This is a genomic window from Nonomuraea cavernae (assembly GCF_040655715.1).
GTDB classification, from domain to species: domain Bacteria; phylum Actinomycetota; class Actinomycetes; order Streptosporangiales; family Streptosporangiaceae; genus Nonomuraea; species Nonomuraea cavernae_A.
Genome location: NZ_JBFAKL010000017.1, coordinates 147,519 through 171,503 on the forward strand (window position 1 = coordinate 147,519; position 23,985 = coordinate 171,503).

28 protein-coding genes are annotated in these 23,985 nt (G+C 69.0%); 13 read left to right on the top strand and 15 right to left on the bottom strand.

Going from position 1 to position 23,985, the window contains the following annotated elements:
* Positions 1–66 precede the first annotated feature (66 nt).
* The 5 genes from AB0I38_RS24595 to AB0I38_RS24615 form a co-directional block, all read right to left on the bottom strand.
* Complete coding sequence (locus AB0I38_RS24595; protein WP_358471846.1) at positions 67–1,512, bottom strand: aldehyde dehydrogenase; 1,446 nt, start codon at positions 1,510–1,512, stop codon at positions 67–69.
* Positions 1,509–1,706: a 2-hydroxymuconate tautomerase gene (locus AB0I38_RS24600; RefSeq protein ID WP_358471848.1), complete on the bottom strand. Its 198-nt coding sequence runs from the start codon at positions 1,704–1,706 to the stop codon at positions 1,509–1,511. Before AB0I38_RS24600 ends, AB0I38_RS24595 begins: the two co-directional genes overlap by 4 nt.
* Complete coding sequence (locus AB0I38_RS24605) at positions 1,693–2,490, bottom strand: 2-keto-4-pentenoate hydratase (RefSeq protein ID WP_358471850.1); 798 nt, start codon at positions 2,488–2,490, stop codon at positions 1,693–1,695. Before AB0I38_RS24605 ends, AB0I38_RS24600 begins: the two co-directional genes overlap by 14 nt.
* Positions 2,487–3,299 (bottom strand): 2-keto-4-pentenoate hydratase, encoded by an 813-nt coding sequence (locus AB0I38_RS24610; protein ID WP_358471852.1) that lies wholly within the window; start codon positions 3,297–3,299, stop codon positions 2,487–2,489. Before AB0I38_RS24610 ends, AB0I38_RS24605 begins: the two co-directional genes overlap by 4 nt.
* A 155-nt stretch (positions 3,300–3,454) precedes the next feature.
* Positions 3,455–4,042, bottom strand: a complete 588-nt coding sequence (locus AB0I38_RS24615) for a MarR family winged helix-turn-helix transcriptional regulator (protein ID WP_358471854.1) — start codon at positions 4,040–4,042, stop codon at positions 3,455–3,457.
* 129 nt (positions 4,043–4,171) lie between these two features.
* On the opposite strand from AB0I38_RS24615, the gene AB0I38_RS24620 reads away from it, so the two are divergent.
* Positions 4,172–5,245, top strand: coding sequence for a hypothetical protein (locus AB0I38_RS24620; protein WP_358471856.1), 1,074 nt, complete (start codon positions 4,172–4,174; stop codon positions 5,243–5,245).
* A gap of 61 nt (positions 5,246–5,306) precedes the next feature.
* Positions 5,307–6,179: an SPFH domain-containing protein gene (locus tag AB0I38_RS24625; RefSeq protein ID WP_358471858.1), complete on the top strand. Its 873-nt coding sequence runs from the start codon at positions 5,307–5,309 to the stop codon at positions 6,177–6,179.
* Between the two features lie 35 nt (positions 6,180–6,214).
* Here AB0I38_RS24625 and AB0I38_RS24630 read toward each other — a convergent pair whose 3' ends face one another.
* Positions 6,215–7,648: a M28 family peptidase gene (locus AB0I38_RS24630; protein ID WP_358471860.1), complete on the bottom strand. Its 1,434-nt coding sequence runs from the start codon at positions 7,646–7,648 to the stop codon at positions 6,215–6,217.
* Positions 7,649–8,056: 408 nt separating this feature from the next.
* Here AB0I38_RS24630 and AB0I38_RS24635 point away from each other — a divergent pair, with 408 nt between their 5' ends.
* The 4 genes from AB0I38_RS24635 to AB0I38_RS24650 all read left to right on the top strand — a co-directional run bounded on the left by AB0I38_RS24635 (position 8,057) and on the right by AB0I38_RS24650 (position 11,588).
* The gene (locus AB0I38_RS24635) at positions 8,057–8,191 is read left to right on the top strand and encodes a hypothetical protein (protein WP_358471862.1); all 135 of its coding nucleotides are present in this window, start codon (positions 8,057–8,059) and stop codon (positions 8,189–8,191) included.
* 77 nt (positions 8,192–8,268) lie between these two features.
* Entirely contained in the window at positions 8,269–9,471 is a 1,203-nt protein-coding gene (locus AB0I38_RS24640; protein WP_358471864.1) for a hypothetical protein, read from the top strand.
* Positions 9,472–9,516: 45 nt separating this feature from the next.
* Entirely contained in the window at positions 9,517–10,500 is a 984-nt protein-coding gene (locus AB0I38_RS24645) for an aspartyl/asparaginyl beta-hydroxylase domain-containing protein (protein ID WP_358471866.1), read from the top strand.
* Positions 10,501–10,547: 47 nt separating this feature from the next.
* Entirely contained in the window at positions 10,548–11,588 is a 1,041-nt protein-coding gene (locus AB0I38_RS24650) for a hypothetical protein (protein ID WP_358471868.1), read from the top strand.
* A gap of 144 nt (positions 11,589–11,732) precedes the next feature.
* Here AB0I38_RS24650 and AB0I38_RS24655 read toward each other — a convergent pair whose 3' ends face one another.
* Complete coding sequence (locus tag AB0I38_RS24655) at positions 11,733–12,812, bottom strand: ArsR/SmtB family transcription factor (protein WP_358471870.1); 1,080 nt, start codon at positions 12,810–12,812, stop codon at positions 11,733–11,735.
* A gap of 57 nt (positions 12,813–12,869) precedes the next feature.
* Between AB0I38_RS24655 and AB0I38_RS24660 the strand changes: the two genes are divergently transcribed.
* Both AB0I38_RS24660 and AB0I38_RS24665 read left to right on the top strand, forming a co-directional pair.
* The gene (locus tag AB0I38_RS24660; RefSeq protein WP_358471872.1) at positions 12,870–14,156 is read left to right on the top strand and encodes an MFS transporter; all 1,287 of its coding nucleotides are present in this window, start codon (positions 12,870–12,872) and stop codon (positions 14,154–14,156) included.
* Between the two features lie 75 nt (positions 14,157–14,231).
* On the top strand, positions 14,232–14,540 hold the full coding sequence (locus tag AB0I38_RS24665) for a winged helix-turn-helix transcriptional regulator (protein ID WP_358471874.1): 309 nt from the start codon (positions 14,232–14,234) through the stop codon (positions 14,538–14,540).
* 13 nt (positions 14,541–14,553) lie between these two features.
* Here AB0I38_RS24665 and AB0I38_RS24670 read toward each other — a convergent pair whose 3' ends face one another.
* Complete coding sequence (locus AB0I38_RS24670; protein WP_358471876.1) at positions 14,554–15,285, bottom strand: class I SAM-dependent methyltransferase; 732 nt, start codon at positions 15,283–15,285, stop codon at positions 14,554–14,556.
* A 262-nt stretch (positions 15,286–15,547) separates the two neighbouring features.
* Positions 15,548–15,892, bottom strand: a complete 345-nt coding sequence (locus AB0I38_RS24675; RefSeq protein ID WP_358471878.1) for a hypothetical protein — start codon at positions 15,890–15,892, stop codon at positions 15,548–15,550.
* A 250-nt stretch (positions 15,893–16,142) separates the two neighbouring features.
* Between AB0I38_RS24675 and AB0I38_RS24680 the strand changes: the two genes are divergently transcribed.
* Together AB0I38_RS24680 and AB0I38_RS24685 are read left to right on the top strand one after the other, a co-directional pair.
* The gene (locus tag AB0I38_RS24680) at positions 16,143–16,865 is read left to right on the top strand and encodes an SAM-dependent methyltransferase (protein ID WP_358471880.1); all 723 of its coding nucleotides are present in this window, start codon (positions 16,143–16,145) and stop codon (positions 16,863–16,865) included.
* Positions 16,866–16,961: 96 nt separating this feature from the next.
* Complete coding sequence (locus AB0I38_RS24685; protein WP_358471882.1) at positions 16,962–17,399, top strand: VOC family protein; 438 nt, start codon at positions 16,962–16,964, stop codon at positions 17,397–17,399.
* A gap of 195 nt (positions 17,400–17,594) precedes the next feature.
* Here AB0I38_RS24685 and AB0I38_RS24690 read toward each other — a convergent pair whose 3' ends face one another.
* The 3 genes from AB0I38_RS24690 to AB0I38_RS24700 form a co-directional block, all read right to left on the bottom strand.
* Complete coding sequence (locus tag AB0I38_RS24690) at positions 17,595–17,915, bottom strand: hypothetical protein (protein WP_358471884.1); 321 nt, start codon at positions 17,913–17,915, stop codon at positions 17,595–17,597.
* Positions 17,912–18,574: a DUF433 domain-containing protein gene (locus AB0I38_RS24695; protein ID WP_358471886.1), complete on the bottom strand. Its 663-nt coding sequence runs from the start codon at positions 18,572–18,574 to the stop codon at positions 17,912–17,914. Before AB0I38_RS24695 ends, AB0I38_RS24690 begins: the two co-directional genes overlap by 4 nt.
* A gap of 151 nt (positions 18,575–18,725) precedes the next feature.
* Positions 18,726–19,289, bottom strand: coding sequence for a hypothetical protein (locus AB0I38_RS24700; protein WP_358471888.1), 564 nt, complete (start codon positions 19,287–19,289; stop codon positions 18,726–18,728).
* 242 nt (positions 19,290–19,531) lie between these two features.
* Here AB0I38_RS24700 and AB0I38_RS24705 point away from each other — a divergent pair, with 242 nt between their 5' ends.
* Both AB0I38_RS24705 and AB0I38_RS24710 read left to right on the top strand, forming a co-directional pair.
* Entirely contained in the window at positions 19,532–20,032 is a 501-nt protein-coding gene (locus tag AB0I38_RS24705; RefSeq protein WP_358471890.1) for a pyridoxamine 5'-phosphate oxidase family protein, read from the top strand.
* Complete coding sequence (locus tag AB0I38_RS24710; protein ID WP_358471892.1) at positions 20,029–21,018, top strand: NADPH:quinone reductase; 990 nt, start codon at positions 20,029–20,031, stop codon at positions 21,016–21,018. Before AB0I38_RS24705 ends, AB0I38_RS24710 begins: the two co-directional genes overlap by 4 nt.
* A 10-nt stretch (positions 21,019–21,028) precedes the next feature.
* Here the strand turns inward: AB0I38_RS24710 and AB0I38_RS24715 are convergent, their stop codons facing one another.
* Together AB0I38_RS24715 and AB0I38_RS24720 are read right to left on the bottom strand one after the other, a co-directional pair.
* Positions 21,029–21,325: a DUF6204 family protein gene (locus tag AB0I38_RS24715; RefSeq protein ID WP_358471894.1), complete on the bottom strand. Its 297-nt coding sequence runs from the start codon at positions 21,323–21,325 to the stop codon at positions 21,029–21,031.
* Positions 21,313–21,966, bottom strand: a complete 654-nt coding sequence (locus AB0I38_RS24720) for a TetR/AcrR family transcriptional regulator (RefSeq protein ID WP_358471896.1) — start codon at positions 21,964–21,966, stop codon at positions 21,313–21,315. Before AB0I38_RS24720 ends, AB0I38_RS24715 begins: the two co-directional genes overlap by 13 nt.
* 131 nt (positions 21,967–22,097) lie before the next feature.
* Between AB0I38_RS24720 and AB0I38_RS24725 the strand changes: the two genes are divergently transcribed.
* Positions 22,098–22,625: a DinB family protein gene (locus tag AB0I38_RS24725; RefSeq protein ID WP_358471898.1), complete on the top strand. Its 528-nt coding sequence runs from the start codon at positions 22,098–22,100 to the stop codon at positions 22,623–22,625.
* Positions 22,626–22,661: 36 nt separating this feature from the next.
* Here the strand turns inward: AB0I38_RS24725 and AB0I38_RS24730 are convergent, their stop codons facing one another.
* A complete protein-coding gene (locus AB0I38_RS24730; RefSeq protein WP_358471899.1) occupies positions 22,662–23,852 on the bottom strand; it encodes an FAD-dependent monooxygenase in 1,191 nt (396 codons plus the stop codon).
* Between the last annotated feature and the right edge of the window lie 133 nt (positions 23,853–23,985).

The following is a 23,985-nucleotide window of genomic DNA, read 5'->3' on the forward strand; positions in this document are numbered from 1 at the left end:
GGACTCGCAGGGAGCGGGCTCACGGGGGCGGGCTCACGGGGGGGCTCACGGGGGGCGCGGCCGGCTTCAGCGTGCGGCCGGCTGATCCCGCGAGATCTGCATGACGACCGCCTTCGGCTCGGTGAAGAACTCCCGGCCGAAGTCGCCGCCCTCCCGGCCGATGCCCGAGTCGCCGACCCCGCCGAAGGGCGCGCGCAGGTCGCGGATGAAGAAGCAGTTGAGCCAGACCGTGCCGGCCCTGAGGGCGGCCGAGACGCGGTGCGCCCGGTTGACGTTCTCGGTGAAGAGCATGGCGTTGAGGCCGTAGGGGGTGCCGTTGGCCAGGGCCACGGCCTCCTCCTCGGTGTCGAAGGGCCGCACGACGACGACCGGCCCGAAGATCTCCTCCCGGCAGTGCCGGGCGGACGGCTCCAGGCCGACGATCACGGTGGGCCGGACCGCCCAGCCCTCGCCGAGCCCGCCGGTGAGGATCGTGCCCGCGCCGACGTCCGTCACGTACGAGCTGACCTTGGCGAAGTGCGTCTCACTGGCCAGCGGGCCGAGCTCGGTGGCCGGATCGGACGGGTCACCGGCGACCAGTGCCTCGGCCTTCTTGACGAAGCGGCTCAGGAACTCGTCGTAGACGGCGCGTTGCACGAACAGCCGGCTGCCGGCCAGGCACACCTGCCCGGCGTTGCGGAAGATGGCCTCCACCGACCAGTGCACGGCGTTGTCCAGCTCGGCGTCGGCGAAGACGATGTTCGCCCCCTTGCCGCCGAGCTCCAGGCTGACCGGGGTGAGGTTGGCCGCCGCGGCCCTGGCGATGGCCCGGCCGGTCGCCGACTCCCCGGTGAAGGTGATGCGGTCGACTCGGGGGTCCTCGGTGAGCGCCTGGCCCACGGAGCCGGGGCCGTAGCCGTGCACCACGTTCAGCACGCCGGGCGGCATACCGGCTTCGAGGGCGAGCCGGGCGAGCAGCGTCGCCGACACGGGAGTGTCCTCGGCCGGCTTGAGGACGACCGTGTTGCCCCAGGCCAGCGCGGGAGCGATCTTCCAGCTCTCCAGCATCAGCGGGAAGTTCCAGGGCGCGATCGCCGCCGTCACCCCCGACGGCTCGAAGCGCGTGTAGGCGTGGTGCCCGGAGTCCATCGGGAGGAGCTGGCCGGTCGACAGGCGGGCGTGGTCGGCGAAGAACCGGAAGTTGGCGGCGGCCCGCTGCACGTCGTGGCCGCTCTGGGTGACCGGTTTGCCCATGTCGCGGGTGTCGGCCAGCCTGATCTCGGTCTGGCGTTCCGCCAGCAGGTCGGCCAGCCGGTGCAGGATCCGGCCGCGTTCGGCGAACCCCATCCGGGGCCACGGCCCCTCGTCGAAGGCCCGCCGGGCCGCGGCCACCGCCACGGCGGCGTCGGCCGGGTCGCCCAGGGCCGCCTCCGCCCAGGGCTCCCGCGTCCACGGGTCGACGCTGGCGAACCGCCTGCCGTCGAGCGAGTCGACTTCGCGGCCGTCGATGATGTGGCCGTGGTAATCGGTCATCGCGTGGCCGGCCTTTCCGCGATCGTGACGTCGCCGGCGGCCCAGTGGGTGGCCGGGATCTCCCGGACGACGACGCGAACGCTCTCCTTGGGAGCGCCGATGGAGGTGACCACCGCCTCGGTGAGGCCGGAGATCAGCGCCCGGATGTCCTCGGCGGTCCGGCCCTGGGTGAGGGTGACTTCAACGAGAGGCATGCGCACCACCTGAGACGAACACGGGACCGAGATGTGTGAAGTGGCACGCGATGGACGTGCCGGGCGGGGCGAACACGGCGTCGGTCATGCCGCCGGTCAGCACGATCCAGCCGGGTTCGATGGCGAGCCCGCGCGCTCCGAGCTCGTTCGCGGCGAGCGCGAGCGCGCTCGCGGGGTGTCCCTGGACCGCGGCCCCGGTGGCGGAGTCGACCACCTGGCCGTCGACCTCCACCAGCACCGCCTCCAGGCCCAGGTCCAGCTCACGGGGGTCCATCGCGACGGACCCGGTCAGGTACGCCGCCGACGAGGCGTTGTCGGCGATCACGTCGGGCAGCTGGAACCGGAAGTCGCGGAAGCGGCTGTCGATGACCTCGGCCCCGCCCATGACCGACTCCACTGCGGCCAGCGCGGTCGCGGTGGTCACGCCGGGGCCCGCCAGCCGCCGGCCCATGACGAAGACGATCTCCGGCTCCACGCGCGGATGGATCAGCCTGTCCTGCGGCACCGGCTCGCCGGGAGGCAACTCCATGGCGTCGGTCAGCCAGGCGACCAGGGGCGAGGAGATGCCCATTCGTTGTTGCTTGGCCCGGCTGGTCAGCCCCAGCTTGATGCCGGTCAGGCGTTCGCCGCGCTGGAGGCGGAGCCGCAGCGTCGCGTCCTGGACGGCGTACGCGGTCGCGACGTCGAGCGCCGGCCACTCGTCGGTGATCGGCCCCCGGTCGGTCCGCTCGTCCTCGCACCTGAGCAGCTCGGTGGCCGCCCGCTCGACGGTCCAGGCGCTCATCGCGTCACCTCGTTCGTGCCGTGTCCCGCGCTGAAGCGCGCGCTGACCGATCCCAGCCCGGCGAACCGCACGGTGACGACGTCGGACGCCGCCACCGGGAGAGCCGTGGTGACCGACCCGGGAAGGATGACGTGGCCGGCTTCGAGGGTGACGCCGAGCGCCCCCACGGTGTTGGCCAGCCACACCAGACTGTTGAGCGGGGAGCCCAGCGCCGCGCCACCGGCCCCGGTCGCGGCCAGCCGGGAGTTGACGTGCACCGTGCACCCGCTCAGCCGCAGGTCGACCGCGCCCAACGGGGTGGGGGTCGAGCCCAGGACGACGCCGCCCGAGGAGGCGTTGTCCGCGATCGTGTCGAGCAGGCCGATCCGCCAGTCGCGGATCCGGCTGTCGATCAGCTCGATGGCCGGCAGCACGAAGTCGACGGCCGCGGCGGCCTGGGCGGTCGTGACGCCGGGCCCCTTCAGCGGGCTCTTGAGCACGAACGCGATCTCGGGCTCCACGCGGGGCTGCAGGTAGGCGCCGATCGGGATGGGCTCGTGCTCCTGGTGGAACATGTCGTCGAGCAGGTGGCCGTAGTCGGGCTGGTCGACGCCCATCTGACGCTGCATCGCCGTGCTGGTCAGGCCGACCTTGTGGCCCTTGACGGTGGCGCCCGCGGCGAGCCGGCTCTGGATCTGGAGCAGCTGGATCGCGTACGCGTCCTCCAGCGTCAGGTCCTGGTGGGTCTCGGTCAACGGCTCGATCGGCTGGCCGGAGGCGTACGCGTCCAGCAGCAGACCCGCGACGGACGCACGTCGTCCAGGGTCCACATTCCCTCCATACCCGTACGTACGTGAGCGGACCCGAAAGCCATGGCACATGACTATCCCGGACCGAAATATTTATGATCGGATACTAGTTGCGGCGCGCCGGGGACATCAAGATGTCGCCACGCCGGACGGCCCGCGGAGGCCGGCGGTGCCGCTCACGTCGAGATGATCTGGCCCTTGTCGACCCGGGCGGTCTCGATGGACCCACGCAGCTTCTCCAGCAGCGCCGTTAGAGCGCGGCGGTCCTCGCCGTCGAGCCGCCAGGTGAGCGCCTCCAGATAGCGCCAGTGCGACGGCAGGAAGTCCGCCAGGAACCGCTCGCCGGTGGCGGTGTTGGCGATCAGGTAGGAGCGGCGGTCGTCGGGGTTGATCCGCCGCTCCACGAAGGACCGCTGCACGAGCCCGTCGATGACGCTCGTCAGGTTGGCCGGCCGGATGGAGATGGCCAGTGCCAGTTCACCCATGTTCAGCGGCCGGTCCGCCCGGTGCAGCACGTTGAGGATGTTGAACTGGCTGACCGACAGCCCGTGCCCGGAGAGCTCGGCGGCCCCGGCGCGGTCGAACGCCGACATGGCGCGGTAGAGGGTGAGGGTCAGCGTCAGCAGGTCGGGGTCGAAGCCGGGCCCGTGCTCGGCCTGCGCCCGCGCGACCTGCCACTCGACCGTCGACTCCTCCGGATCGGTGTCGTGGGACACGCCCGCCTCCAGCTCGTTGTCGGCGCGGTCGGCACCCGGTGGCGACACGGCCGATTACTTGGAACGAAGATATTTATGGTTGACGATAATACAAGATCGGAACTATTTTGGGGCTCCGCGCCGGGCGCCGATGCCGACGGCGCAGCGTCTTCAGCGTCTCCAGCGAAGGAAGCGGTCATGGCGGAAGTACTGGGCGTCGGCCTGTCCCACTATCCCCTCTTCGGCGGGCTGGACGAGAACATGGCCAGCCTCCTCCAGCGCACCCTCGCCGACCCCGGCATCCCCGCCGAGGCGAAAAACGTGGCCAACTGGCCTGAGCTCGCCCGCCGGGAATGGGCCGACGACGAGGGCCGGGCGGCGGCCAAGGAACACCGCGCCGCCCTGATCAAGGGGTTCGAGCGGGTCCGTGCCGCCATCGACGACTTCAACCCCGACGCGCTGGTCATCTGGGGCGACGACCAGTATGAGAACTTCAAAGAGGACATCATCCCGCCCTACGCCGTGCTGGCGTACCCGACCATGGACATCAAGCCCTGGGCGCACGCCGACCACTCGTCGGACATGCGCGACCGGCCCAACATCTGGGGCGAGGACCACAGCACCACGTTCCGCGTCCGCGGCCGTCCGGACATCGCGAAGTACCTGGCCTCCGGGCTGCTGGAGCGAGAGATCGACGTCTCCTACGCCTACCGGCCGGCGCACCACCCCGGCCTGCCGCACGCCTTCCTGAACGCCGTCCTCTACCTCGACTACCACCGCACCGGCTTCGACTACCCCGTGGTGCCCTTCCCCATCAACTGCTACGGCAGGCGGGTCGTCAGCTACCGGGGGTTCATGAGCGAGTTCGGCGACGTGCGCGAGCTCGACCCGCCGTCGCCGTCGCCCCGCCGGCTCATGCGCATGGGGGCGGAGGTGGCCCGGCTGTGCGCCGAGTCGCCGTGGCGGATCGCCCTGGTCGCCTCGTCGAGCTGGTCGCACGCGTTCCTCTGCGACCGCACCTGGCGGCTGCGCCCCGACACCCCGGGCGACGTACGGCTCTACCAGGCCCTGGCCGACGGCGACCTGGAGGAATGGCGGGCCACCCCGCTCCAGGAGATCGAGGCGGCCGGCCAGCAGGAGCTCCTCAACTGGTTCCCGCTGGTGGCCGCCATGGAGGAGCTCGGCCACCCCACGCCGGTCTGGTCGGAGTTCGTGGAGACCGCGGTGTTCAACTCCAACAAGGTGTTCGCGATCTACGGCCCCTCCGCGTAACCTCCCGCCGCTACGCTCCCCGCATGCGCCAGACCATCCGGTTCGTGTAGAGGGAGATTCGATGAGCCAGAAGGCAGTTCTAGCGTTACTGGTCGCCTCTGTCCTGGTGACCGGCTGCTCGATCACCACCCCCGAGCCCGACGAGAAGGGCATCGTCTACGACGCGGGGATGTTCTCCGACACCACCTTCCAGAACTGCGTCAACCCCGGTGTGCGCGACGTGTCCGGCTGGGGCGACATGGGCTACGTCTACCCGGCAGGGCAGCGCACCTTCGAGTTCGCGGCCGACCCCAACGACCCGGAGGGGGTCCAGACGAAGCCGGGGGCCGAGGCCGGGCCGCTCACGATGTGGACGAAGGACCCGCTGGAGATGCGCGTGACGGGCGTCGTCACGTTCTCCCTCACCAGTGACTGCAAGACGCTGCGGCTCTTCCACGAGCAGATCGGGCTGAAGTACGAGGCCTACACCGACAGCGGCTGGAACAAGCTGCTCAGCGTCTACATCGGCCAGCCGCTCGACCGGGCCCTCGACGCGGCCAGCAAGGAGTTCGCCTGGCGCGACCTGGCCTACCTCAAGCCGCAGTCCAAGCAGGACTGGGAGGCGAAGGTCGCCCAGTACATGGGCCAGTTCCTGCGCGAACAGGGCGGCGCCGAGTTCTTCGACAAGTTCTCGGTCACGCTCCAGCAGCCACAGCCGCCGCTGAACGTGCGCGAGGCGATAGCCGCCGTCCAGCAGGCCCAGGAGGAGAACACCGCGCAGAAGGCGAAGAACGAGAAGGCCCGCACCGAGCTGGAGGCCATCAAGGCGCTGAAGGACGTGCTCGGCGCGCAGGGCGCGGTCATGTGGCAGGCCGTCAAGGACGGCCGCATCGAGATCATCGTCTCCGACAGCGGCCAGATCAACATCACGCCGAACAAGAAGGACGGCAACTGACCGGGAGCCGGTCGCCTGCGTGGCGCACGGCGGCGTCAGCCGCTCGCGATCCGGCCCAGGACCCAGGCGATCGCGCGGGAGTTCTCGTGCAGGGCCCTGGTGTCCAGGCCGTTGGTCCGGTCGCAGGGCTGGTGGTAGCAGGGGTCGTACAGGGCCCCGGCCCGGCCGCCGAAGACGCGCGCCTCGTCGGCGGTCTTGACGCCCAGCCCGTCGCCTCCGTCGAGCCCGCCGACCGGGATGCCGCCCGCCATGAACGCCTCGTGGTCCGACCGGACGGTGAGCAGGTCGTGGGTCCGGAATGGCAGCCCGCGCTGCCGGAAGTAGCCGGCGAACACCGCCTCGATCTCGGCCGAGCCGTCGGGGCCCGGCCCGCTTCCCTCGCCAGGGTGGTCGCTGTCGTCTCCGTCCAGGACGAACCGGGCGTGGTTGGGCGAGGCGATCAGCTCGTAGTTGAGGTAGCCGGCGATGGCCCGGCGTCCTGGTTCGTCGAGGCCCGCCACGTAGTGGGCGGAGCCCACACCGAACAGCTCCTCGGCGCCCCACCAGGCGAACCGGACCTGCTTCTTCAGGCGGGACTGGTGAGGGGCGAGCTTCAGCGCGGTCTCCAGCAGGGCCGCCGCGCTGCTGCCGTTGTCGTTGACGCCAGGCCCCTCGGTGACGCTGTCGAGATGGGCCCCGGCCATGAGGACGCGTCCAGGGTCGCCTGCCGAGGTCTCGGCCAGGATGTTCTCCGCCGTGCCCGTGACGGGGTGGCCGCGCAGGTCGAGCCGCATGCGCGCGGCACCTCCGGTCAACTCGCCGATCAGGCGCCGGGCCGCAGCCTCGGAGACGGAGGCGACCGGCAGCTCGACCTGGTAGTGGGGGACGACCGCGATCCGCCAGACGTTGTCCGGGCTCGGCGACGGATAGTAGAGCAGCGCCGCCTTCGCACCGAGCCCGGCCGCCGTCCGGATCTTCCCGTCGATCGCGCAGTCGCCCCACCGGAGGAGCACCACCGCGCCGGTCAGGTCCTGGCCCGCGTAGTCGGCAGCGGAGCACCCGTGGCTTGAGCCGGCACCCGGTGCTGCGACTCCCGCGTCGAGCCCGCCCGGCGGCAGGGAGGGCGACCATCTGGCCATCAGCACCCGTAGCTCGCGGGTCGCGGGCGCGGTCTGGGAGGCGCGCTCGGCGTCGAACGCGAAGTCCTCGTACGGCACCGGCTGCCTGGTGACCCGGTAGCCGGCTCCGGTCAGGCGTCGTACGAGGTGGCCGGCCGACTCGGCGAGTGCCTCGGTGCCGCTGGAGCGGTTGCCCTCGTGGCGGTCGGCCGCCCTCTCCCAGTGCCGGAGGTGCGCCATCACCGCGTCCACGTCGACCTGTCGTTCGAGCAGGCCGGCGAGGTCACCGGGGGGCGAGGCCGCCGCCGCTGGGGCCGGTGCGAGTGCGAGAAGCGCGAGCGTCACGCAAGCCACGGCTTGCCGTACGGTCATGGGTGCCTCCGGAACGTGGGACGGGAAACACGCGGGCTGGCTCGTATTCGCCATGGAGATCGCACTCGATATCGATGGGATCGGCGAATGCGGAAGCACCCGGAAACACGATTCCACCGGCCGGAAATCGGGCGGGACGCGGTGTGGCGTTCATGACACTAAATGACCGGTGTTCGGTTGTCCAGATTGCCGGAACGGTTCCGTACGGCCCCGGTCACCATAATGTGCCGGAGGGTCTGGGGAATGCCGGTGAATCGCCTGGACGGGTTAGTGCGGTGACGCCGGCGTAACTACCTGCCGGTGGTGTCATCTGGTCCACCAATTGAAATCTGGACGGCCCGGCGGGCGGCGTTTAGCGTCGTCCCCGGCGGCTCAACCGGCCGCTTCTCATCAACGGGAGGTCACATCATGGCACGTGAGGAAGCTCTGGTCGCGGCTCTGGCGAACATGCCCACCGATGGCCTGATGTCGTTCGCCCAGGTTTCGGGCGACATCGTGACCGACGGCCACACCCAGGCTCCGTGGAACATTCTCCAGTCCTAATCACCATACGGAGACCCGCGCCGGACCGCATTATGGGTGCGGTCCGGCGCGTCCGGGCGACCAGAAAGCAGAGCGATATGACCGAGGCCACCGTTCGGGATTCCCATATCGAAACACCGTCCGACAGCACCTGGCAGGGAGTTTCTCGTTTCCTCGACGACTACCCCGCGATTCGCGCCGACGACAAGGTGTTCATTCTCTACACGCTCGACGCGCGGGCGCCGGCGGCCTGGCTCGCCGCGGAGCTGACGACGCGGGGCATCACATCGGGCGTCGGCGGGATGAACCCGGTCGATGACGACGGGCTCGAGGCCAGACTGCGCGACGCGCTCCCCGATCCGCGCGACCTGAGCTCGCGGCTGGTGGTGCTCACCGTCGAAAGAGACTCGATGTCGCACTCCCTGAAGCTGCGCAGGGCGCTCGCGCCCTACGACGAGGCGTCCGTCGCGGTCTACCGGCTGATCAACGCGTCGAGCGACTTCTTCGAGCGCGCGGTCAACGCCACGCCCCAGGTGCTCTCCGCGATCAACGGCGCGCTCCTCAACCGGATGATGCCGGCCAGTCACCTGCGCATCCAGACGCCGAGCGGCACCGACCTCGAGGTGTCGACCGACACCGAACGCTACAGGTGGCTGAGCAACCGCGGCCTGTGGCGGCAGGGCACCTTCGTGATCACGCCCTCCGGAGAGGTCAGCACGTATCCGGCCGACATCAACGGGGTGCTCGTCGCGGACGGCGCGTTCAACGTGACGGCCTACACCGAGACGGACGCCAGACTGCACGACAACCCGGTCACCCTGCAGATAGAGAAAGGCCGGGTCGTCGCCTACACCTGTGACAGCCCGGCCGTGTCGAAACTGATCGACCGGTGCCTGGAGCGGCCCAACGCCGACCGGATCGGCGAGCTGGGATTCGGCACCAACATCGGCGTCTCCGGCTTCATCCGGATGAACTCCCACATCAACGAGCGGCACCCCGGAGTGCACCTCGGCCTCGGGCAGCACGGCCAGAAGATCGACGCCGTCTCGTACATGTGCGACATCCACCTGGACCTCATCGCGCCGAACGCGACGATCACGGTGGACCACGACACGGTGATCGAAACCCATGACCTGGCCAGGTACGCCACCGAGGAACATCCGCCGATCCTCGACGACGACATCGACGACCAGGACATCGACGGCGACTGCTGCGGCGTGATCGCCCGTGAGGTGGCCAAGGCCAGGGAGGACTACGAACGATCCTGCCGGATCGAAACGAGCAGGGGTCAGCAGCAGTAAGCGAATTCGCCGGGGATTTCGGCGAGACGAAGGGAGGGTCGGTCAATGAGCATGGTCGCTGCCCTGGACGCCGTCCAGTTGCGCTCCGGCTACGACGTCGAGCGCCTGGAACGCGATCTGGAAAAGGCCTCTCGCCTCACCTGGGGCGTCAAGACGTGGTATTCGTCCGAGGACGGTCCGGGAGCCCCGGCCGCACCCGGCTGGAAATGCCTTCCCGTGCGGAGCCCCGGTGGAGACGTGTCACGGACGGATCCGGGCGGCCCCGGCACCGTGGACTTCGTCTACACGCCGATCATCGATCATCTGCCGTACGTCCAGAGCGTCATTCGCGAGGTGCCGGGAAACCATCGGGCGATCGAGTTCCTCGCGCTGGCGCCGGGCGCGTGCTCGCCCGTGCACACCGACTATCCGAGCGGATTCGCCTTCGGCTGGGTGCGGCTGCACGTGCCTATCATCACGAACCCGCAGTGCAGCATCACCATCAACGGCAACCGCCACTACTGGGAGCCGGGCACCCTCTGGTACGGCGACGTCTCGCAGCCCCACCATGTCGCGAACGAGAGCGACACGACGCGCGTGCATCTGGTCATCGACGTGGAGGTCTCGCCGGAGATGGTGCGGATCTTCCCCGACTCGTTCCTCAGGGCGCTGGGAGATGACCGGATCCTGCACAACAGGCCGGAAGTGCCCCTGCCCGCCGGCCACGGACTCAACTGCGTCTTCAGGGTGCCCGCGGGGGAGTGCCTGACCACCATCGAGCCGTGGCGGTCGTCGCCCGGAGACGACTGCGTGGTCACGCTCACCCCGGCGCCCGACGGGCGGCTGGCCCTTTCGACCAGCGACGGCTTCCAGGCGACGCTCGTGCACGTCGGCGACGACACGTTCAGATATCTCGGCTGGACCGACACCCACACGCTGACCATCGGCCGCGCCGTCGGCAACCCTCCGGCCATCGTCTGGCGCTTCCGGGAGGGCAGCCGGCTGGTGGCCGAGACCGAGCTCACCGGCCGCTGGTCGTGCCTGCCCTGACGGCGTTTCCCGCGCACGGGCGAGCGCCGGGAGGGGAGGGCGGTCGAATGCGTGCGGACCTGGTCGAGCGGCTGCTCGGGGTTCCCCCCGGATATCCCTCGTGGCGCGTGGCCGACCTGGCCGGCCGGGCCGGGATCCTGCCGACCTGGCTTTCGACCGCCTCCCTTCGCGGGGTGGAGCTGAGCCCCGCGGCGCGGAGCCAGCTGGATCGGGTCCGCGACCGGGTCCTGGAACTGCACCGGGTGGGCGCCGAACAGGCGGACGCTCACGGGCTCACGATCATCAAGGGGCCAAGGATCGCCCGCTACTTCCCGCCGGGAGTGCTCCGCCAGTCGGGCGACGTCGATCTGGTGGCTCCGGACGAGGAGTCCCTGTGGGACTGCGTCCTGGACCTGGCCGGCCGTTACGGTGCCGTGGCCCAGGGGGTCAGCGTCCTGTCCGGCCCCCTGGACATGCAGGTCTGCGTGACGATGAAGTGGCCCGCGGCCGAGCCGCACCTCGACCGGCCGCTGGGCGCCGACGTCTCCACCGTCGCCTTCGCCGGCGACCTGACGAGCGTGCCGTGCCGCGCCGAGGCTCCTCCGGAAGACGACCTCTGCGGCCTGTTCGCGGTGGCGGAAGAGAGATTCCAGCGCAGGTTCCGCGTGAAGGACCTGCTCGACTTCCTGGTTCTGTCGGACGTGGTGGAGGAGCGCCTCGGGGACGCGACCGCCGACGTGGTCGGCGCGCGTGCCGACGCTCTCTGCCTCGCGCCCGAGCTTCGCGCGCTCGTCAGGAAGGCGGCCCGCCGGGTGACGCTCTCCAGCTGCTGGCAGAAGGTCCTGGACGAGCTGGGATCTCTCGCCGCGCTCGAGAAGCGGCGGAGACGAGCCGGGCGGCCCGGAGTGCCGCGGCTCCGGTACGGGTTCCCGCTGGACACCGTCCCGTACGAGCGCAGGCGGGTCGAGGTGCACCGGAGCCACGATTTCGATCTCGCCGCCACCCCGCTCGGGACCTGCCTGCTCGTGGACGACCCGGTCATCGCCGAGGAGCGCCTGCGCGAGGCAGTTGACCGGGCAGGCCGCATCGCCACGCGCGAGAGGAGGTGAACTCATGCGTCATATCGTGACGACCGAGTTTCGGATCCGGCCCAGGCCCAAGCCGGTGATCAAGCCGAGCGCCCCTGCCGGGGGTTAGAGAACACGGCGGCCGCTCATCGGCGCGGTGCGCGGCCGCCCGCCACCGCCCGGTCGCTAACCCTCCACGGTCCTGGGCAGCCCGGACGCCTCCTGGCCGGTCCCGCTTCCGGTCGAGGTGCCCGCCAAGGTGTCCGCCGACGTGTTGGCCGCGACCAGGGCGTCTCCGAGCGCCGTACGACGGTAGAGCACGAACTTCCCCGACCGGGTGCTGATGATCAGGCCGCTCCGGCGAAGGATGGACAGGTGGTGGCCCGTCGTGCCGAGGCTCATCCCGTGCTGCCGGGTGAGCTGGGTGGTGGTCACCGGCTGGCGCATCGCCCTGAGCAGCAGGGCCCGGGTCCGGGTGACGAGCTCGCTGAGGGCGTCGCCGTGGTCCTCCTGGACGTGCCGGTGGGTGAGCGTCGCCCGGCCGCGGGCGGGGTAGAGGATGGCGCGGCGCCACGGCGGGTCCGTGCAGAAGGCCAGCGGGCCGAAGATCGTGGGCACGAACAGCAGGCCGTCGCTGTCAGGCGGGCACCGCTCGTCCCATGGCACGTCCGCCGTGATCGAGCCGCCGTTCTCATGGGAGCGCCAGCCGACGTGCGCCGACAGGTCCGTCAGCGCCTCGGCCCAGCCGTACGCCAGCAGGAGCCCCGCCCGGTGCAGGAGGTCCTGTTCGAGGATGGCGTGGATGGCCGGCCAGTCCGGCTCGATCAGCTCGTGCCACACGGCTTCGAGGCCGACGGCCAGCCGCGCGACCACGTCGGGCGCCTGGAGCGTGGCCCGCACCTCCTCGGGCACCGGCCTGCGTCGTTCGGCGACCGTGCGATGGAGCTCCTGCCGCGCCTGGTCGAAGGGGGTCGCCCGGACGATCTCCAGTTGGTTGGCCATGGTCTCGCGGGGCCCGGTCGGCGGCGGGGAGATGAAGTCGGGCTGGTAGCCGTTGGTGTGCCCGAGCGTCACCAGGGCGCGCACCGGCGGGACCTGACGGCAGAGGTCGGTGAAACGTTCCCGCGCGCGGTCGGCCCATGGGCGCAACGAGACATCGCCGCGGTATCCACTGAGGATGTCCAGCGCCCTGCCGGTCTCGTTGATCGGCGAGATGGCGAATCTGCTGGCCGCCAAATCCTGCGGGTCAACATCAAATTCGAGCACGTTTCCATCATCGTCGAAGGCATGGCCGGGAGACAGTGACTTTCGAACAATAGTTGCATGACAACGAACACGGGTTCGCCGGTGCCGTACCGCGACGTCTTCGCCGTGGGAGTGTTCCGCGCTCTGTTCGTCGGCCAGACGTTGATGGTCATCAGCGAGGCGATGAAGATGCTCGCCCTGTCGCTGCTGGTCTTCGCCCGCACGGGGTCGCCGCTGATGGCGGCGGTGGCGTACATGGCGGGCATGCTCGCCTACATCGTCGGCGGGACGATGTTGCTGTCGCTCGCGGACCGGATCTCCACCCGGCCGCTTCTGGTCACTTTCCACCTGGTCCGTTTCGGCGTCATCGGGCTGCTGGCCTTCGTCGTCCTGCCGGTGCCGATCATGCTGATCCTGGCCGCGTTCGTCGGCCTGTTCGGTCCGGTCGCCGAAGGCAACGCGACGGCTCTGCTGGCCGACGTGCTCCGCGACCGGAGCTACATAACGGGGAGATCGCTGATGACCGCGGCCGCGGCCGCCTCGCAGGTCATCGGTCATGGAATCAGCGGGTTACTGCTCATCACGATGAGCGCCTACGGCGTGCTCGCCACCGCGTCGGCCTTCTGCCTGGTCGCCGCCGTGGTGACCTGGTTCGGCCTGCGCGACTGCCCGCGGCGCCGGGCCGGACGCGCCGACCGGCCCGCGCCCGAGCCGGGTGCCTCTCCGCTGAAACGGCTGTTCCGGACCGGGGCGGCCGCCTCGACCTGGCAGGTCAACAAGGCGCTGCTCGCCGACCGGCACATTCGCGGGCTGCTGCTGGCGATTCTGGTGCCGACCTCGCTGGCCGTCGGGGCCGAGGGCGCGGTGGTCCCCTACACCGCCGACATGGGACAGGCCCCGGCCGGTTTACTGCTGTCCGCCATGGCCGGCGGCATGCTGCTCAGCAACGTGCTGATAGGCCGGTTCGCCAGCGCCGAGACGGCCGAACGACTGGTGCTCCCGCTGATCTACCTGACCGGCGGCGGCCTGGTCGTGTTCGCCCTGCAGCCCAGCCTGCCGGTGGCCGTCGCGCTAGCCGCGGCCAGTTCGGCCGGGCTGGGCTACGAGATCGGGCTCCAGCGGCGCTTCCTGCAGGCGCTCCCCGAGCACGCCCGCGGTCAGGCGTTCGGCCTGGTCAGCACCGGCCTGATGTCCGGTCAGGCACTCGGCGCCGTCGCCGTCGGCGCGCTGACCGGGCTCGTCGGCGCGGGCCTGTCGATAGCGGTGTTCGGAGCTCTCGTGATCGCCGCCGGTCTGCTGCTCAGGCGCCACCTGCTGCCCGGCCGGAAGGCCGGCGAGGACATTTCGCCGATCACGCACGTGTGACCGGCAGGATCCCTTCGAAATTCGTGTGGAGGAATATCAGAGCACGCGCGGAATAGACCACAGAAACGGGGACACGTGGACGAGAAGAATGTCATTGAATTGCTTAATCTCGTCGGACGGCAGTGGACGCTTCCGGTCCTGGACGAGCTGGCGAGAGGAGCGCGGTCGCACAACGACCTGGCGCGCGCCATTGATGCCAATCATCAGCAGCTGGCACGGGTGCTGCGCCCACTGGTGAGCAAACACCTGGTGCATCGCAAAGTTCATGAGGCGTCTCCGCCGATACGCGTTTACTACATGCTCACGCCGCGCGGGAAAGCCGTCCTCGCCTGCTGTTGCCGATTTCGTACGCTGGCCGCCGGGGAACTGGACGACGCCATGTGACGCCGCCGACCGGTCACCACAGCACCGTCTGCAGGGCGTAGACGGAGATCACGTACGGGCTGAACCGGGTGGCGGGATCACCCGTCCACGTGCCCCAGCGCTCCTTCAGGTCGAGCCCGGCGAGGCGCGCCATCAGGTCGAGCTCCGCGAGCGAGGTGTGACGCAGCCGGCTGGGCAGGATCCGGGTCGCCTGCTCCTGCCCCACCAGCGTGATCATGGACCTGATCTGGGTCAGGTGGTCATAGCTCTCCGTGTGCAGGACGACCCTGTCGTCCGCGACCCCCACCGAGAGCCGCCCGTCGGGACACCCGGGCGACAGCGTGGTCTCGAGGACGAACAGGCCGTTCTCGCCCAGTGCCTGGCTGACATTGGCGAAGCAGGCCACCTGGTCGTCCTGGCTGAGCAGACGGGAGATCCTGTTGCCGAGAAGGTAGATGAGGCCGTAGGGGCCGCCCTGGAAGTCGTGGATACTCCCCAGCAACGTCGAGATCACGACTCCGGCTTCCCTGGCCCCACCCTCCAGCGAATCGAGCACCTGCGCGGAGGAATCGATCGCGGTGACGTCCAACCCGGCTACGGCCAGGGCGAGGCCCACCGCGTCGGAACCGGCGCTCAGTTCCAGCACGGCCCTTCTGGCGGCCAGCCGGCCCAGCGTCGCCACAACGGGCTTGGTCCCCCTGGCGACGTAGACGTCCTCGACGTCGGTCAGGTACTCGCACTCACCGGCTGCGTTCGGCTCGCTCATCGCAGATCCTTCCTCACGCCGCCGGTCCCCGTCGTGGTTCGCGTTCAGCCGCGTACCGGCAGTGGCCTCATCATCGGGTCGCGAGGCAACCGAGGGCCAGTGCTTCGACCAGGACGGAAAGATGCGACCGTCCGGCTTTCCGGAACAGCGCGGTCAGGAGTAACGAGACCCCGCAGGCGCGGCAGCCGGCTACGACAGGAACCGCAGAGTAGGGGCACTGCCAACGCGACTCCCGCGACCGCGAAGTTTTCCGGTAATCGCGCTAGCAGTCGCAGATGAAGCCGTAGTTGCCCCAGGACCCCTTCATGACCAGCTGGTACTTGCTGCCGTACAGTCCGTAGATCCCGTGACGGAATTGCTTGTCCGGCGACACCCGTCCTGATCCGACGCGAGCCCCCGTCTCCCTGTCCCACACCTCCCAGTCCACGATGCTAGTGCTGTCGATCCCGATCCATACGCGGTCAAGGGTGCGGTTCGCGGGCGTGTGGCCGCTGGCGCACTTGTTCGTCCAGTAGTCGGGGCGGCAGGTGTGGGTGACCTGAGCGTTGACCGGCTGAGTCGTCGCGATGGTAGCGGCGGTCGCGGCGACCAGCGCGAGTAAAGTCATGGCGGCTCGGCGCACGATTCCTCCAGGGGGTTGATGTCACCGTCGTAAACTGGGTAAGTCTCGCATCAGCTCTCCCTTTAGAACAAACGTTTTAAATAGGAATGTCCTTGCGGCGGGCTGATCGTCGTCCACGTCGACCTGATCCGTGAGCCCCACTTGGAGTGTCACCCCCGCTGCCAGGTCGGTAAGTCCTGAACGAGATGCGCAAGATCTCTGCCGCTGCCAAGCTGCGCGGATGAATCATGAACAGATGTCCAGGATTGCTCACACTGATCACCCGATCAAAGCCCCGCTCGGCGAGGACTCGGTGCGCCGTCTGCTGGAGCACGGCCTTCCACGCGGCGATGAGCGCGTGCTCGACCTCGGGTGCGGCGGCGGCGAATGGCTGCTGCGCGCGCTGGCCACGCGTCCGCGCCTGCGCGCCGACGGTGTCGACGTCTCCCAGGAGGCGCTGGCCCAGGCTCGTGCCGCCGCGCGAGATCTCGGCGTCCACGACCGGCTCGTCCTGCATGACCAGGAGGCCGCGACCTTCACCTCTTCGCACCCGTACGACCTGGTGCTCAGCGTCGGAGCCACGCAGGCCTTCGGCGGGCTGCCGCCCACTCTCGCGGCGGCGCGCAAGCACCTGGCACCCGGCGGACGCGTCCTGATCGGTGACGGATTCTGGACCGGCGATCCCACTCCGGAGGCCATCGAGATGCTCGGAGACCTCGCCGACCTGTCCACCACCCTGGACCGGGTCGTCGCCGACGGATGGACCCCTGTCCACGGGCACATCAGCACCCGCCAGGAGCTGGACGACTACGAGTGGGCTTGCTGGGGGTCCCTGGCCTCCTGGGCGCTGGATCATCAGTCCGACCCGGACAGCGCGCAGGCACTCAGGGTCGCCACCACCAACCGTTCCGACTGGCTACGCGTCTACCGGGACATCTGGGGCTTTGTCTGCCTGGTGCTCCGCGAGACACCCGCCTGACCACGAGGCGTGCCAGCGGCCCGCGCACGTACGCCTACCTCCGGGTGACAGCCTCAGATCGGTTGATATGTCACAGGCGCCCTGTACGGTCCTGCCATGGCCATCAAGATCGACCTGACCCTCGACTGCACGAACGCGCAACTCCTCGCGGAGTTCTGGAAAACGGCGCTGGGCTATGTCGACGAGCCCCCGCCCGCTCCGTTCAAGACGCGCGAGGAGTGGCTCGCCCAGTTCGACCTGCCGGAGGACGACTCCGTCGACGACGGCGAGTGGCTCTGCGATCCCGACGGAGTCGGTCCCCGGCTCTCCATCCTCAAGGTCCCCGAGCCCAAGACGGCGAAGAACCGGCTGCACCTCGACATCAGGGTGCCGGCCCACGGCTGCGCTCCCCAGGAGCGGTGGCAGCGGATCAGGGCGGAGGCCGAGCGGCTGGTGCGGGCGGGCGGGCGCGTGCTGGAGGAGGTCGACGAGCACCACATCGTGATGGCCGACCCGGAGGGCAACGAGTTCTGCGTCGCCGCCACCTCGGCCTGAGCCGCCGTCGATCGCCAGGCCGGCCCAGCCCGCGTTAACTCCATGGCTACAGGCCGGGCTATATTCAGCCCGCAGAGGAGATCCAGAACTTGGGCGGATCCACCACCGGATCGATCACACGTAACCGAGCCGCCGATGTGGGGTCGATGCTCCGCAGCGTGATCAGCCTCTGGCCATCCGCATCCTCCAGCACGGTCAGGCGCCGGGCAGCCCCGCAGCGACTGTCGCGATGGCAAGATCCATCCCCACCAGGCCCTGGTGTTTGTGTGGATACTCGATCCGGTGCAGGCCCGAGGCCGCGATGGCTGCGACCTCACGCGGGCGCTGCATCTGCCGTCCGTCGTTGGTCACGACCGCATGGAATCCCTGGGCAGCCGCCAGAGGGTAGAGGCTCTCGTCACGCGTCCCAGACCAGCCGGGCAGGTCGAGCAAATGAACAATCTCGTGATGCACGATGAAGGCGGCGAGAGCTTGGCGGAGCGGCTTGGGGACGTTCTCATCCAGCAGCAGCTTCACGCGGTCCTCTGTGGGGCATAGCTGTCGACATAGTCGGCGAAATCCGCGGCCTCCCGTGCGGCCGTCGCCGTGACACTCGGGTAGTAATCGGGGATCCGATCAGCGGGAACACCGTCTCGGAGAAGCGCGGCGACCTCGTCATAGGGCACGCGTGTGCCCTCTATCACCGGAATCCCACCCCGGACCGCCGGATCGACCGTCACATGATCACGTGGTCGCAGGAGGTCAGGGATATGGCGTCCGTCACGATAGAAGGGCCGCAGGACGTCCACCATCTCGTGGATCACGACGTTCGCCTTACTGTGAACCAGATCGATCGCCTGATCGGGCCCCGCCAGGTAGATGCTGCTGCCATCGGCCACCAGGCGGTATTCCGAGAGATGATCGCGCTCTCCCAGATCATCGCGGAGCGTGTCCAACGCCTTTCTGATCTTCTGCAGGGAAGCGTCATTACGCAGCTTGACGCATGTTCGCAGTGCCATCACGTCACGGAATGAGTACAGAACGGGACGGAAGGCGGAAATCTCGGGAACCAGCACGGCTCCACGGCCCGAACCAGCCTTACGCCAGTGGGCGAGCTGGCGAAGCGTGGCACCCGACAGCGCCGCAGCGAGCTGCGGACTGTAGGACATCCGCTTCACCTCCTCCATGCCGAGCATGCGGAACGGGTTACCAGGTCATCATCGCAAAGATCTCCTCGACATTCATGCTCTCCGGACGCCGAGCGGAGGCGGCAGTCGCAAGCGGCGGGCCTGCCGGAGGCAATCAAACTTGAGATCCACTTCGCCTCCGAACCGGACGTGGCCGTCCTCAGTTTCGCGGCAAGGGGACACGCAGCCTGCGAGCCGTGGTCACGGCGATCGTGGCGGCGAGCGCGCCGAGCATTCCGCCCAGAATGAAGAAGACCACGAACCAGGCGAGCGGCGTGGCCTGGACCGTCCGCTGTGCCGCTGCCACCTCCAGCGCGTAGAGCCCGAGGGGGAACCCGCCACCGAGAAACCCGCCCAGCATGGCCGACTTGGCGATCAGAGCGCAGATGGCGGGCGGCGACCCGAGGAGGAAGAACAGCGGCGTGAAGACCATTGCCGGCGCGAACCCCATCGAGGCGGCGAGAACGGCCCAGATTCCCGCGAACAATGCCCAGGTCATCACCCAGACCAGGAGCGCTCCGGCCACCCGCGCGGCGATCTGCCGCACCCACGGGATCTTCGCCATGCCCAGCGCGGCGCCCGGAACGGCGTGCGAGGTGGCGGCCTTCTCTCGCTCCACCGTTTTCCGAGACACCCAGACCGTGCTGACGATCCCGACCATCCCCATGATGGTGCTGACTATCACCCCGATGCCCTGCCATCGGGGATCTCCCAGATTGCCCATGTGACTCCCGCGTCCCGTGGCAGCAAGGTTCCCAGATTTCACGCTTCGTGTTCGGAATGTCACCAGAACGGCCGATCTCGTGATCGAACCGTTAGTTCCGTACCGGGCGAGCGCGGCTGGGGCCGGTAGGGCGGGGCCGAGAGCTTCGCCGTGATCAAGGCGTGACCCGCACGCAAGCGTGGAAACTCTGACCCCTCCCGGAGGCCGAAGCAGGGGTACCTCACTGGAGGGAGATGATGACGATGACGATCGACGACGACATGCGGCTGATCGTGGAGACCGCGCGGCTGTCCTTCGTGGCCACGGTGTGCGCCGACGGCTCGCCCAATCTGTCGCCCAAGGGATCGATGCGGGTGTACGACGACGAGCACATCGCCTTCATGGACATCGCGTCCCCGAACACGGTCGGCAACCTCGAACGCGATCCGCGGATCGAGATCAACTCGATCGACTTCCTCCGCAGGCGGGGCTACCGGTTCAAGGGCACCGCGGAGTTCCGCGAGCCCGGCGACCCGGTGTACGAGTGGCTGCACGCCTGGCTGCTCGACCTGAACGGTCCCGGCTACCCCGCCAATCGCGCGATTCTGGTGCATGTGGAGAGGGCGCTGCCGATCCTGTCTCCGGCCTACACCTTCGGCGGCGCCCACGAGGGTGATCTCAGGCAGGCGTGGGCGCGTACGTACCTCGCAGACCTGGAAGCCGACCTGGAAGCTCACCCGGAAGCCGCCCCGGAGGAACGATGAGCGACCAGGAGACCATGACCGCGGCGTACATCACGCGGCCCGGCCCGGCGGACGAGATACGGATCGGCCGGCTGCCCGTGCCCGAGCCCGGCCCGTCGGAGGTCCTGGTGAAGGTGCGGGCGCTCGCCGTCAACCACGTCGACACCTTCGTCCGCTCCGGTGCCTACCGGACGTGCCTGCCGTACCCGTTCGTCATCGGCCGCGACCTGGTGGGGACCGTGACGACGGCGGCGCCGGGGTTCGCCCCCGGTGACCCGGTGTGGTGCGACAGCCTGGGGTTCGACGGGCGGCAGGGGTCCTTCTCCGAGTACGCCGCGGTGCCCGCCGACCGGCTCTATCACCTGCCCCGCGGCGTCGATCCGGAGAACGCGGTCGCCTCCCTGCACACCGCCGCCACCGCCTATCTCGGCCTGTTCAGGGAGGCGGCCCTGCGGATCGGGGAGACGGTCGTCGTGACCGGCGCGGGCGGCGGGGTCGGTTCGGCCACCGTTCAGCTCGCCGCAGCCTATGGGGCGCGGGTGATCGCGACCGCGCGTCCGGACGACTTCGACTGGTGCCGGCGGTGCGGCGCCGACGAGGTCGTCGACTACCACGACCCGGACATGTACCCGGAGATCGCCGAACTCGCCCCCGACGGGGTGAACGTGTTCTGGGACAACGCCGGCCGATACCACCTGGAGCAGACCATTCCCTTGCTCGCCCTCGGCGGCCGGATGATCATCATGGCCGGTCTCGGCGCCACTCCGGTGTTGCCGGTCGGCGAGCTCTACACGCGTGACGCGAGCCTCCGGGGCTTCGCGATCAGCAACGCCACCGGCGCCGAGCTCACCGCGGCGGCCACGGCGATCAACCACCTCCTGGCCCGTGGCGCCCTGGTCTCCCGGATCGGGGCCCGGCTGCCCCTCACCGAGGCCGCCCGGTCCCACCGCCTCCAAGAAGGCGCGGAGCCGCACCGCCCCCGCGGCCGCATCGTCGTCCTCCCGTGACAGGGGGCGCTCAGTCGGTCCGCGCCTTGCGGCGGATCTTGATGTCGCGCATGTCCGTCACCGCGACCTTCAGAACCTTGTGCGGGTGGCCGTGGGCGTCCAGCGCCTCCATCGCTCCCAGGAACGCCTCCTCCTCCCCGTCGTCCGGTCCCGCGGGCACCTGGCAGCGGAAGGTGAAGGCGGACACGCTCTGGTCATGGGTGAACGTCCCGGCCTCCGTGTAGGCGATCTCGCTCGCCGCCCGCACGGCGGCTCGGCCGGCCTCGTCGAGCCCGTTGAACGTGCCACTGATCGTCACCCTGAACATGAGTCGTCCTTTCGTACGGCATAGGTGAGGATGCGCTCGCCGAGCAGTGTCTCGACGGTGTCCAGCAGTTCCAGCAACGCGACGGCGATCGCGTCGGCGGACTCACCCGCGGCCGTTCGCCGTCCGACCTCGGAGTAGACCAGCGCGTGCAGGCTTCCGATCTGCCAGGCCACCGCACGCGGCAGCGGATCATCCTGCTTCGCCCCGGTCTCCTCGGCCAGTACGAGGCCGAGAGCCTCCGTCATCTCACGGCCGAGGTCTTCCAGGCGGGCGGTCAGCGTGGGGGCGGCCCGCATCATCTCCAGCACCCGCCCGAATCCCGCGCTCAACCCGACCGCGCGGTCGCGCCCGCGTATCTCGTCCCGAAGCCGAGCCAGCACCGCGCCCAGCGCGGACTGCCCGGCCGGCCGCTGCCGGACGATGTCGGCCAGCCGCTGCGGAGACGCCTCTTCCGGCGGCAGGACGAGATCCTCCTTGCACGTGAAGTAGTTGTAAACGGTGTTGACCGACACGTCGGCGGCCTCGGCGACCTCGGCGATGGTGACCCTGTCGAAGCCGCGCGCCACGAAGAGGCCGATGGCCACGTCGGAGACGCGCCGGCGAGTCTGCCGCTTCTTCCGCTCCCGCAGTCCTTCTGGCATTTTTGGAGCGTACTATATTTTTTGAGTCGATTACGATTTTGCTGATCGTCATCCGGGCGTGAGCGGCTTGGCCGAAGCGGAGGGCGGCAAATCGCTTTCAAGGAGGAGCGACAGTGTGTCAGCATCACTCGATGCGCCTGACCCGATGTGACGTGTTGCGTTGGCAGTTCGACCTGACGTGGTCGCTCTTCGAATATCACCTGGAGCGCCTGGAGCCTGACGACTTCCTGTGGGAGCCGGCGGCCCACTGCTGGACGGTGCGTCCCGACATGGACGGGAAGTGGGTGCCGGACTGGGCGGAGACCGAGCCCGACCCTGTTCCAGTCCCTACGATCGGCTGGCTGAGCTGGCACATCGGCTGGTGGTGGAGCGTGACGATCGATCACGCCCAGGGACGGCCACCCCGCGAGAGGACCGAGATCACCTGGCCGGGTGACGGGACGATCGCCGTCGAGTGGCTGCGCGGCCTTCGCGTGGAATGGCTGGCGGTGCTGGATCGCCTCTCCGACGCCGAGCTGGACGCCGCGGCCCCGTTCCCGTGGCCGAAGGACTCCGAGCACACGGTGGCCCACATGGTCGCCTGGGTGAATGCCGAACTGATGAAGAACGGAGCAGAGATCGGCCAGCTTCGGCTGACGCGTGCTGCCTCTTCCCCATAGTCCCGAAGTCTGCCGCTGGCAGACGCGTACGTGCTCTCAATCGGTGTGCCTGGTTCGGCCGAGCTTCGAGCCGAGCCAATGCGTGAAGCCGTACAACGATTCGACGGTCTGCCCCATCCGGTAGTACAGCCGCGGCGGGACGTGCGCGAGCAGCGCGGACTCCCGGCAGGCCTGTAGAGCGATCAGCTCCAGCGGCGGAAGGTCGATGTAGCGCGGAAGGTTCTCGTACCACTGGGCGCTGTAGCGGGCCGCTCTCTGCAGTTTCCGGATCGCGGATCTGCGTTGCCGCTCGTAGCGGGCGAGGGCGGGCTGGAGTCGCGTGTCCCCGTGCAGCGCGTTGACCAGGAAGGCGGCGTCCTCCAGCGCGAGGGCGGTGCCCGCGCCGATGGAGAAGTGCGTGGTGTGCGCGGCGTCCCCGAGCATCACGAGATTGTCGCGATACCACCGGCGGTTGGTGAGGGTGCGGAAGTTGAGCCAGTGCGCGCTGCCGCCGGCCTGCGACCGGCCGATCAGCGGATGCCCGTCCAGTATCCCGGCGAACAGCTTCTCCAGCAGGGCCAGGCTGTCGGCCTCGTTCGTCTGGTCGAGCCCGAGTCCCCTCCAGGTCGCGGGGGCGCACTCGATGATGCAGGTGCTCTGGTCCTCGCTGAACCGGTAGCCATAGCACCAGAGCCAGCCATGCTCGGTCTCCACGAAGGCGAAGATGAAGGAGTCGAAGACCTTGGTGGTGCCGAGCCAGATGTAGACGTTCCGCTCGGCCGAGACCTCGGTGCCGAAGTGGTCGGCGTGGCGCTCGCGCAGCACACTGTTGACACCGTCACCGGCCACGACGAGGTCCGCGTCGGCCAGCTCGGCCTCGCCGGCGATCTCACGCTGGTACTCGACGCGCACGCCGAGGGCGCGGGCCCGTTCGGCGAGGATGGCCAGCAGCCGGTGGCGGCTGATGCCGAAACCCTGCTCCGCCTGTTCCGTCACCGTCGCGCGGTCGTCGACGTGCGTGACCCAGCTGTCCCAGGAGACCAGGCTCTCGCTGATGGCGCGCGCCGACTCGGGGTCGGCGACGTGGAGATAGTTGAGCAGTTCGTCCCCGAAGGTCACACCCCAGCCGTACGTCGAATTGACCGGGTTTCGTTCGTAGATGGTGATGTCATGGGACTGGTCCACCCGCTTCATCAGGATCGAGAAGTACAGGCTGGCGGGCCCACCGCCGACGCACGCGACCTTCACAATACCGCTCCAGCTACTCAAAGTGATTGATTCATAGCAAAGAGTAGCAAGCGCCCGCACGGTGAGACGATCTAGGCCAGCTGAACCGTCGGTCACGAGATAACCAATTAGCGGAAGGCCGCCGGCGTGTTCA

Bases quoted from the DNA above. Each gene is read 5' to 3' on its own strand.
- AB0I38_RS24680 (WP_358471880.1), top strand. From the start codon at position 16,143: ATGTCCAGGATTGCTCACACTGATCACCCGATCAAAGCCCCGCTCGGC.
- AB0I38_RS24595 (WP_358471846.1), bottom strand. From the start codon at position 1,512: ATGACCGATTACCACGGCCACATCATCGACGGCCGCGAAGTCGACTCG.
- AB0I38_RS24705 (WP_358471890.1), top strand. From the start codon at position 19,532: ATGACGATCGACGACGACATGCGGCTGATCGTGGAGACCGCGCGGCTG.
- AB0I38_RS24700 (WP_358471888.1), bottom strand. From the start codon at position 19,289: ATGGGCAATCTGGGAGATCCCCGATGGCAGGGCATCGGGGTGATAGTC.
- AB0I38_RS24725 (WP_358471898.1), top strand. From the start codon at position 22,098: ATGCGCCTGACCCGATGTGACGTGTTGCGTTGGCAGTTCGACCTGACG.
- AB0I38_RS24605 (WP_358471850.1), bottom strand. From the start codon at position 2,490: ATGAGCGCCTGGACCGTCGAGCGGGCGGCCACCGAGCTGCTCAGGTGC.
- AB0I38_RS24640 (WP_358471864.1), top strand. From the start codon at position 8,269: ATGACCGAGGCCACCGTTCGGGATTCCCATATCGAAACACCGTCCGAC.
- AB0I38_RS24720 (WP_358471896.1), bottom strand. From the start codon at position 21,966: ATGCCAGAAGGACTGCGGGAGCGGAAGAAGCGGCAGACTCGCCGGCGC.
- AB0I38_RS24625 (WP_358471858.1), top strand. From the start codon at position 5,307: ATGAGCCAGAAGGCAGTTCTAGCGTTACTGGTCGCCTCTGTCCTGGTG.
- AB0I38_RS24620 (WP_358471856.1), top strand. From the start codon at position 4,172: ATGGCGGAAGTACTGGGCGTCGGCCTGTCCCACTATCCCCTCTTCGGC.
- AB0I38_RS24635 (WP_358471862.1), top strand. From the start codon at position 8,057: ATGGCACGTGAGGAAGCTCTGGTCGCGGCTCTGGCGAACATGCCCACC.
- AB0I38_RS24600 (WP_358471848.1), bottom strand. From the start codon at position 1,706: ATGCCTCTCGTTGAAGTCACCCTCACCCAGGGCCGGACCGCCGAGGAC.
- AB0I38_RS24650 (WP_358471868.1), top strand. From the start codon at position 10,548: ATGCGTGCGGACCTGGTCGAGCGGCTGCTCGGGGTTCCCCCCGGATAT.
- AB0I38_RS24715 (WP_358471894.1), bottom strand. From the start codon at position 21,325: ATGTTCAGGGTGACGATCAGTGGCACGTTCAACGGGCTCGACGAGGCC.
- AB0I38_RS24670 (WP_358471876.1), bottom strand. From the start codon at position 15,285: ATGAGCGAGCCGAACGCAGCCGGTGAGTGCGAGTACCTGACCGACGTC.
- AB0I38_RS24695 (WP_358471886.1), bottom strand. From the start codon at position 18,574: ATGCTCGGCATGGAGGAGGTGAAGCGGATGTCCTACAGTCCGCAGCTC.
- AB0I38_RS24660 (WP_358471872.1), top strand. From the start codon at position 12,870: ATGACAACGAACACGGGTTCGCCGGTGCCGTACCGCGACGTCTTCGCC.
- AB0I38_RS24645 (WP_358471866.1), top strand. From the start codon at position 9,517: ATGAGCATGGTCGCTGCCCTGGACGCCGTCCAGTTGCGCTCCGGCTAC.
- AB0I38_RS24630 (WP_358471860.1), bottom strand. From the start codon at position 7,648: ATGACCGTACGGCAAGCCGTGGCTTGCGTGACGCTCGCGCTTCTCGCA.
- AB0I38_RS24675 (WP_358471878.1), bottom strand. From the start codon at position 15,892: ATGACTTTACTCGCGCTGGTCGCCGCGACCGCCGCTACCATCGCGACG.
- AB0I38_RS24710 (WP_358471892.1), top strand. From the start codon at position 20,029: ATGAGCGACCAGGAGACCATGACCGCGGCGTACATCACGCGGCCCGGC.
- AB0I38_RS24685 (WP_358471882.1), top strand. From the start codon at position 16,962: ATGGCCATCAAGATCGACCTGACCCTCGACTGCACGAACGCGCAACTC.